This is a genomic window from Zavarzinella formosa DSM 19928, assembly GCF_000255705.1.
GTDB classification, from domain to species: Bacteria; Planctomycetota; Planctomycetia; order Gemmatales; family Gemmataceae; genus Zavarzinella; species Zavarzinella formosa.
In genome coordinates this window covers 846,288-851,169 of the sequence record NZ_JH636441.1, presented here as the reverse complement: position 1 = coordinate 851,169, position 4,882 = coordinate 846,288, and the positions used below count along the sequence as shown (strand labels likewise).

General features: G+C 57.4%; 6 protein-coding genes. 2 read left to right on the top strand and 4 right to left on the bottom strand.

All coding sequences use genetic code 11. The annotated features are described in order from the left end of the window. The 4 genes from BGIM_RS60475 to BGIM_RS0120065 all read right to left on the bottom strand — a co-directional run. Positions 1–549: dihydrofolate reductase family protein (locus BGIM_RS60475; protein ID WP_072022277.1), on the bottom strand; the 549-nt coding region annotated here is incomplete at its 3' end. Between the two features lie 466 nt (positions 550–1,015). Beyond that, positions 1,016–1,630, bottom strand: coding sequence for a VOC family protein (locus BGIM_RS65930; protein WP_020471525.1), 615 nt, complete (start codon positions 1,628–1,630; stop codon positions 1,016–1,018). A 9-nt stretch (positions 1,631–1,639) separates the two neighbouring features. Beyond that, positions 1,640–2,200, bottom strand: coding sequence for a hypothetical protein (locus BGIM_RS0120075; RefSeq protein ID WP_020471524.1), 561 nt, complete (start codon positions 2,198–2,200; stop codon positions 1,640–1,642). Positions 2,201–3,080: 880 nt separating this feature from the next. Then, positions 3,081–3,728, bottom strand: a complete 648-nt coding sequence (locus BGIM_RS0120065) for a hypothetical protein (RefSeq protein ID WP_020471522.1) — start codon at positions 3,726–3,728, stop codon at positions 3,081–3,083. A 323-nt stretch (positions 3,729–4,051) separates the two neighbouring features. On the opposite strand from BGIM_RS0120065, the gene BGIM_RS0120060 reads away from it, so the two are divergent. Next, positions 4,052–4,249, top strand: a complete 198-nt coding sequence (locus tag BGIM_RS0120060; protein ID WP_020471521.1) for a hypothetical protein — start codon at positions 4,052–4,054, stop codon at positions 4,247–4,249. A gap of 62 nt (positions 4,250–4,311) precedes the next feature. Further along, a partial coding sequence (locus tag BGIM_RS51435; protein WP_162136271.1) for a DUF4942 domain-containing protein occupies positions 4,312–4,882 on the top strand: 571 nt, incomplete at its 3' end.

Genomic DNA, 4,882 nt, shown 5'->3' with positions numbered 1-4,882 from the left:
ATACCGCATCGCCACCGCCCCGGAGCCGAGCTCCGCCCGGCTCACGAGCTTCAAGTCGACATGCTTCGAGAGGCCGGCGAGCAGCGTCGGTCCGTGACCTGCGATCCGGGAATGGACAACGAACTCGTACTCATCGATCAACCCCAACTCGGCCAGCGCCAACGGGAGCTTCACGCCGCCCAAGCTGATTCCTTTGCCAGGTTCCCGTTTGAGCCGCTGTATGGCCTCCCCCAATTCTCCGCGTACCAGCTCAGCGTTCCAATCAACCAGTTCCAGGACTCCGGACACGACGTACTTCTTTGCCGCATGGATCGTCCGGGCAAAAGGCACCATCCAGTCGGACATCCAGCCCGGCCTTTCTCCCGTCTCCGCGACCGGCCGCCATGCTTCCTCCATCATTTGGTAGGTCACCCGACCGAGGAGAAGGGCATCGGCCTGCTCGATGTTCCTGGCGTGGTGACGGTGCAGTTCTTCGTCCGGGACGACCCCGGCCCGGTGATCGACACACCCGTCCAGGGTGACATTGATCGAATACCGAAGCGGTCGCATATTTTGATCCTTTTGGCGCGATTCCTACTCAGCCTTGCCATTCACGTCGGTTGAGTCTTCAGCGACGTGCCGATACGCGTTGATCTGGGCGCCCGCAGACGAAGTCTTTTAACTGACGAAGGCGAGATCGATACGGCGCCGTCCAACCGCCATGACCGGAGTCCCCCTCTTCGTTCCCGGTCGAGATCATGCCGTCGAGCGAGACGTGTTCGAAAACGCCAATCTTTCTCATTTCAAACTCTATCCCATTGCGTTTTACGGCTCGATACCCGCACGGTCACTCTCGGCCTTCCTCCATCTTGTCGAATGGCTAACCAAGGAATCGACACCGTCCCGCGAAAATTCACAAAAAACGTCTTCGGGAGTTTTTCCGCTTGTGTTCATGGGAAGTGGGGGAAACTGCCGAAGCCGAGTGAATCACGGCGGGTCAGATGCTGGAATACTCGACGGCATCATCGAACCCCGTTCACCCCTGCGCCAACGGCTGCGTGAAACAATAGCAGTAGCCGTTCTCGAACTCGCGGAGGAAGCATACGCGGTGCTTTCTCCCGCCCCATTCATCGACCCGGATGTCGCCAAGGTCGAGGCCGCGACCATCAAGCTCGGAACGTATGGCATCGAGGTCGGTCACGGTGATTGCAAACGACCCGGCCCTCTCCGGTTCGTGGTCGGGCTTTGCCACCAGGCCAATCTGCGCTTCATCCCGTTGCAAAATCGCCGTGGTCTCGTCGCTTGCCACGACCGAAAAGCCAAGTACCGACTGATAGTACGCCACCGCCGGGCCGATGGCTTTCACCGGCAGGGCTGACAGGTCGTCTCCCGAGATCGAGTACGTGCTTTTGAACTTCGCGCGGGCGTCACGTTTTGCGACATGGTCTTGTACTGCCTGTGTCAGTTCGGCGAGGATTTCGGGCGGGGCGCCCTCGACCCATGCGCCACGCTGGAGGAAGCTCTCGAAGGATTGGTCGCATGCTCCCCCGCTGGCGAACCGTACCGCCCCTTCTTTTTCGTACCATGTGATGTGGTCGTCATAAAGGGTGACTCCTTCCCGGCCCCATGTCCAGTCTTTGATAAATGCCATGTGTATTCCTCATTTTGTCAGATGGGTTGCCTGAAGTTTTTTCCCCGCTTCAAACTTGGCCGCGTCTTCTCCGAAGAAGTTGAATCGCGGAGCGAGTGGTGTGATGGCCAGGGCCTTTCCGGCATAATCGGCCGTGATGGAGTCAAGCCTTTCCTCTGACGAATCGGCCGGGTATTCCGCGAGCATGCGCGCCCTCAAGGCCAGCAGCTCAAGAAACAGCGCTGACGTGACCCCCGTCGGGCCAGGGTAAGATTCCTTGTAATACATGACCAGAATTATCCCGTTCTCAACGAAATACTCGTAGGTCGGCTGCTGGGCGACCATCTGCTCCGTGCCATGGGCATGCACCTCCGTCACGAAGCTGAATTGGTGAATAACCACGCCGGTGAGGTCATACCGCGAAATCAGGTCGAGAACCGGATCATCTTGCTTCTTTCGCCGCCGACGCTTGATTTTTGACCAGGCACGGAATGCGACTTCTCTTTGCATGAGGAATGAGTTGTCGGGTTCCGTGAACGTGTGTGCGTTGGCGGCTGCCTTCAACGCCTTGACGAACTCATCAGCAATCATGGTTAACCGGCCTGTGGGCGAATTCAGACCCCGGTTGAGCTGGCGTCCACCCGGCCGCCAGTGCTTCCCGAACCCATCCAGCCACGTCAGAAGGCAAGACCGGAACAACGACCTTCGTTCCCCAATCGGCCGGGTGTGGGCGGTCGGTATACAGCATCAAGATCGCGCCGGGCTGTTCGGCCAACTCGACCGTGAGATGCACTTTGCCGCATCCGTAGCCTGTCTGCGAGTACGTCTCTCGCTGGCGGATTCGCCACCGGTACGCGACCCCATCGACGACGATCCGCCTCGAACCGGTTTTCCGCGTCGCCATCCCTTTAGTCCTCTGCCGCCAAACCGTGAAGGTCATCGGTTGCCCTCCGCTGAGGATTATAGCGGCACTTCAGGCAATCGGGCGAGCCGGCTGCGCCGTCGGTTGTCCTCCGGGTTCCGTCGCAAGGGCGACCGGCCAAGCGGCCGCCTCTGGCCCACCTCTCGCGGAAATTGTTGCACGATTTTGGCAGCCGTGGCATAGTCGGAATGTGCTGCGGCGGCGGGCTTGCCCGCGCGGAAGTCGGCAGGTGGATTCGGTTCAGACGGACCCGGCAACAGGTGGTACGGCCCGCAAGGCCCCCATGCCAACGATGGCCCGGTAAGAGATATGGCCCCGCCTCACGCAGCACATTTTTACCTTGAGCGAATGGTCGAATCGTGGCAGTGTCGAGATGCTGCGGCGGCGTGGAGAGTGTTCACGCAGGGAAAAACCACTGTACAGAGCGCGTCTGCCCGAAGGTTGAAAACCGTAAGGTTCCAAGAGGGAGAACAGAAAGTGCGAATGGAGACGGGTGCCGTCAAGCCGGAAGTGACGACCCGGCCCGCAGCACAGTTGCATGGCTGTCGTCTAAAGCTTCTTTGCATAGCTATCTAGTTCAGAGTGATCGCGTGTGGGCATGAGAACGCGTAAGCTTTCGTGATGAGCGTCCGCTTCTTTTCTAAGTCCCTTCAAGATTTCACCGACGAGAGCAGGCTCCTGGATTGCCTTGAGAAACTCGTATTCGATGGCGGATAAAGTCGCGTTGCATTTGTCTTTGAGCAGGATTTCGACTTCGTTGCGGAGCCGTTTCAGAAGCCTTTTCTTCTTTCCTTCCTTGACATTGTCGAATGCCCGGACGAACCCCGCGAAAGATAATGCAAGGCCAACAGTCGTCTTGTCGCCCTCGAACGTGAAAATGGACCACTGGACGCCGACCATCCCGGCAACGAGCTCAAGATAGCCGTAAAGATCCCTTCGACGCTCTCGTAACAGGTAGATGAAGTAAGAACCGAAGAGAAAGGCGAAGCCGATAAGGAATAGCCAGGTCCTCGATGGGACGTTAAGTCTTGACAGGTATCCGTAAACATGGGAACCGCCATAATAGAGTGCGGCCGAAATCGCGGCCAGGAAGACTACAATCCATCCGTTTCCATCACTTTCCGATTTACTACCCATGCGATATGGGTCTTGCCCACGCGCAATTGCCCGCAATTCTCCCCTAACTTCGTGAAGCATTGCCGCTCCCTTCGCTGTGTCAGTACAGGCAATTCGTCGGTAGCCTCGCCTTCTTTCATGCATTCTACGTCGTGTTTGAGCCCGCAGTTCCGCCTGACCGGCGGTTAAGAGAGGGCATGCTGCCCGGATTCGCTCAAGTCCAAGCCCAAGCGGGCGTCCAGCCAACGATTTTCCCCGGCCTAAAGGCCTCCTCGCGGAAGGCAAAATCGCCGCCCGGCCGGACTTGCCCGAACCCTCCCTGCCAAGGCCATGGCCACCATTAGGTTTCAGGGCGAGGCAAGAAGCCTCTTCCTAAAACCTAACAACCAAATGGAGTAAAGATCATGTCCAATAATCAAGCAATTTCCCGCCGTTCATTCACCACTTCCATCACCTTCTTGGAAAAGCCTTCTGAAGAAACCCGGAAAGCCCTGATCGCTGACGGATTCCAGTTCGACGGCAAAAGCAAGCAGTGGTATCGCCGCCAGGAGGAATCCAGCGTGGTGAGCGAGGAAGAAGTTGCGCAGCATCTCGCGGCGTGATACGAACATGGGAGGGGCTGACACCCCTCCCACCTTTAAACCGCAAAATGGAGTTTGCGATTATGACCTACATTAAGCACGAAACAAATGAAGACGCAAGCCGTGGAAACGAGCTTGCTTTGCAGCGTAACCTTTCTGATGTTGTGACGGAGTACGACAACAAGCTGGCAGCCATCCCACAAGCTCTGGCTGATTTCGAGGCCGCAGGAACGGCGATAAAGACCGCCGCATGCGTCGGTGGGACATTGGGCGAAACCAGTTTTGACACCGGCCGCATCTATGACCACACTCTAAAGGATTCCCTCCTCAAATCCGCATGGCGGCACGTCTACAACGGCTTGAACATCGAAACCATTGCGAGCGCTAACGACAAGAAGCGGTTTCAACAGGACATGGTGAAGCCAGCACCGTTTACGCTCGACAATATCCGGGGGACGTTCGGAAAGTATCTGTTAAACCCACGTGAGAACATCCTGCGAGGCTTGGCCGAGGTGTTCAGCGACCTTGATCCGGCCTTCAAGTCGCACGACAAGGTAAAAATTGGCGTGGCTGGGCTGCCCAAGCGCGTGATTATCGGCAGTTGCGCCAGCGATTTTGGCTACGGAGCTGACAGGGTGCGCGACATCCTGAATG